We start from the raw sequence: 2938 nt of genomic DNA on the forward strand, positions 1-2938 counted from the left end.
GAGGCCGGCGACCTCGCTCATCGCCTCGACGATGTTGGAATAGGCGCCGCAGCGGCACAGGTTGCCGCTCATGCGCTCGCGGATCTCGGCCTCGGTGACCCGGGTCGGCGCGGTGAGGTCGGCGGTGACGTGGCTGGGGATGCCGGCCCGGATCTCGTCGAGCACGGCCACGCCCGAGCAGATCTGGCCGGGCGTGCAGTAGCCGCACTGGTAGCCGTCGTGGCGGACGAAGGCGGCCTGCATCGGGTGCAGGTTGTCGGGCTGGCCCAGCCCCTCGATGGTGGTGATCTCGGCGCCCTGGTGCATCACGGCGAGCGTCAGGCAGGCGTTGATGCGCCGCCCGTCGACGATCATCGTGCAGGCGCCGCACTGGCCATGGTCGCAGCCCTTCTTCGAACCAGTCAGGTGCAGATGCTCGCGCGCCGCATCGAGCAGGCTGGTGCGGGTGTCGAGCTCGAGCTCGCGCCGCTGGCCGTTGATCGTGAACCACACCCGCGCCAGGACAGGGCGGTCGCCGGACGCAGCGTCGGCGCGGGCGCCCGCGGGAAGGGTGGAAAGGGCCGCGGCGGCGGTCGCGCTGGCGACCACGTCTCGTCGGCTCATGTCGAATTCTCCAGGCGGTGCCATCATGGTCTCCGAACCTGTTGCGGGGGGCGACGACGCGCCCGAAGGCCGTCTGTCGGAAGCGGAATGCCCAGGGCAACTCCGGCAGGCTGGATAAGCTCCAAAGTGCCACCGGCTTCGGTCCGGTGCTCGGCACGGACATTTCGCCCCGGCATCCCGCGTCGGGATCGCCTCGCCTGCCGCATCCGGGGTGTTGGCGGCTCCCGAGGACGTGGCACCGACCCCGGTCGCCCGCTTCGGTCCGTCGTGCGTTCGCGCCTTGCCGGTTGGTCGCACCCTTCCGGGTGCCGACGGCTCGGAATCTCAAAAACCCTTCCTCCGCCGCCCTGATGGTCGCGGGATCGGCGGTGACGAGGAATCCGCGACATCGCTCGGCGAGTCGAAGGGCCGTGATGCCGCGCGCTCGGGATGATGATGCACGCAAGCGCCACCTCTCGGGTGACCCTGCAAGGGCCGTGCGTTCGTCCGCGATGATGCATCGGGGATAGCGCGGCTGGCCGGGCACCGTCTCGATGTCGTCCTCGGCACCTTAGGCGATGCGGATCGACGACCTCCCGCCCGGTCGACGCCCGAGCCGACGTCGTGTGGTGGGTTCGCTTCCGGCGTGGCCTCGGTGCGCGAGCTGAAGGTCGGCGCGACGATCGGCGATTTCGTCGTCGATCCGACTGCCGCGCCCATCCGGCTGCCGTTGCAGCAGGTCCAATCACCCAAAACTCGATAGTTCGGTCCCGCTCATCGTGCGGCCTCCGTCACGAGGAGACAGGCTGCGCACGACAGGGTGGTTCAGGTCGAAATCGAGACGCCGTCCGTGCGGCGTTCGGGGATGTCGCGATGCGCGTCACGGTCATCGGCCGCGCGTCTCGGCTCACCGATCCGCGATCGCGATCCGCCGGCGGCCGTATCGGCTGCGCCGGCGGGCGGGCCGCCGAACGCAGATCGTGACGCCACGGGAGCGCGGACTCAGCGAGCGGGCACGGCCTCGGCGACCACCTCGACGACGCGGCGCGGCGCGATCGGCTTCGTGGCGGCCACGGGCTGAGGCGTCGTGGTCATATCGCTGACGGAACGCGTCTGCTGAGACGTCCGGGCCTGCTCGCGGTAGAGCGGCGGGGTGAGGTTCAAGGACTCGTCGGCCATCGCCGCGCCGGCGGAGACGGATGCCAAGGCGAACGCGATGAGGGCGAGGGCGTGGGTGAAGCGCATGACGGATCTCCGGTTGGGTCGCTTGCAGAGCCGACCGACCGAGAGATTGAACCACAAAATTTGTGCGTTGCGACATGTGCATTTTGCAACGCAACATAATGCGAGCAAAGGCCAGTTCTTCTTTTATAATTCCGCCCCCGGACGCACTCATCTGTCCATCGCAACACTTCGCCATGCACTCGGCGCATACGGCATTAAATCGGTATCACGACGTCAAATTATCTTTTCGGCGCCCGAAAAAACAATTTTACCAATAATGTCGCGATACGCTCAGTCGCTCCCGAGCTCGCTCTTCCTCTTCAGGGCATCACAGGCGGCCGCCGTCGATGACTGACCTCGCGCGCGGCGCCATCGGTCGCGCATTCAATCGACGATCGCTGAATCAACCCTCTTCGTGAATTCGGCGTCGAGGGTTGCGGCGGATTTGACGATGGCAAGGACACCTTGGCGCGTCGCCTTGTCGGAGATGCCGGCAAACGTCCTGATCAGGTCCATCACCTCGGAATCCTGCAACAGCTGCTGAATCGACTCGCGGCCATCGCCGATCTCTGCCGGAGCGTCGAAGAAGGTCGAGACCGGGACGCCCAGGAAATCCGCGATCGCCTGAAGCCGGGCGGCACCGACACGGTTGCGTCCCTTCTCGTATTTCTGGACCTGCTGGAACGTGACCCCGAGAGCCTGCCCGAGCGCGGTCTGGCTCAGACCTTGAGCGGTCCGATACGCCGCGATGCGGCTTCCGATCGATCGGTCGCCGCTGGTCGCGAGCTTCGGCGCATGGATGGGGGTCATTCTGGCATTCGCTTTCAGGTTGGAGACGACTCGACCAGCGTCGCTGCTGTTCCGAGCACATCCCAATACGCATTGCGCGCGATTGAGTTTCGCGGCTGCGATCAATCCTGGGTTGCAGAAATGTCATAGCTTGGCCTTGTGACGAACGGCCGAGCGGATCGCGTGCCGGCCCCGTGGAGGCCGTGCGCCATGCACGGTGCCGCGAGATTCTGCCGCACCGACGAAGCGAGCGGTGCGGCGTTGCCCGCGGCGAACGTGAAGGAGCTGGCATGGCCGACAAGGCAGACGTGACGACGTACATCCTGAAGCAGGCGCTGGCGGC

The 2938-nt window shown here is 66.7% G+C and carries 4 protein-coding genes; all 4 read right to left on the bottom strand.

The genetic code is table 11. The features are described from left to right. Positions 1 to 627 (bottom strand): aldehyde dehydrogenase iron-sulfur subunit PaoA (paoA, locus tag FV227_RS28200; RefSeq protein WP_147860441.1); only part of this gene is annotated, 627 nt, incomplete at its 3' end. A gap of 957 nt (positions 628 to 1584) precedes the next feature. Then, positions 1585 to 1827: a hypothetical protein gene (locus FV227_RS28205; RefSeq protein WP_147860442.1), complete on the bottom strand. Its 243-nt coding sequence runs from the start codon at positions 1825 to 1827 to the stop codon at positions 1585 to 1587. A 363-nt stretch (positions 1828 to 2190) separates the two neighbouring features. After that, entirely contained in the window at positions 2191 to 2616 is a 426-nt protein-coding gene (locus tag FV227_RS28210; protein ID WP_147860443.1) for a helix-turn-helix transcriptional regulator, read from the bottom strand. Positions 2617 to 2717: 101 nt separating this feature from the next. Then, positions 2718 to 2938: hypothetical protein (locus tag FV227_RS29575; RefSeq protein WP_210246752.1), on the bottom strand; the 221-nt coding region annotated here is incomplete at its 5' end.

The organism is Methylobacterium sp. WL119 (assembly GCF_008039875.1).
Taxonomy (GTDB): domain Bacteria; phylum Pseudomonadota; class Alphaproteobacteria; order Rhizobiales; family Beijerinckiaceae; genus Methylobacterium.

Excerpts from the sequence above, each read along its gene's own strand:
- FV227_RS28205 (WP_147860442.1), bottom strand. The coding sequence starts at position 1,827 with ATGCGCTTCACCCACGCCCTCGCCCTCATCGCGTTCGCCTTGGCATCC.
- FV227_RS28210 (WP_147860443.1), bottom strand. The coding sequence starts at position 2,616 with ATGACCCCCATCCATGCGCCGAAGCTCGCGACCAGCGGCGACCGATCG.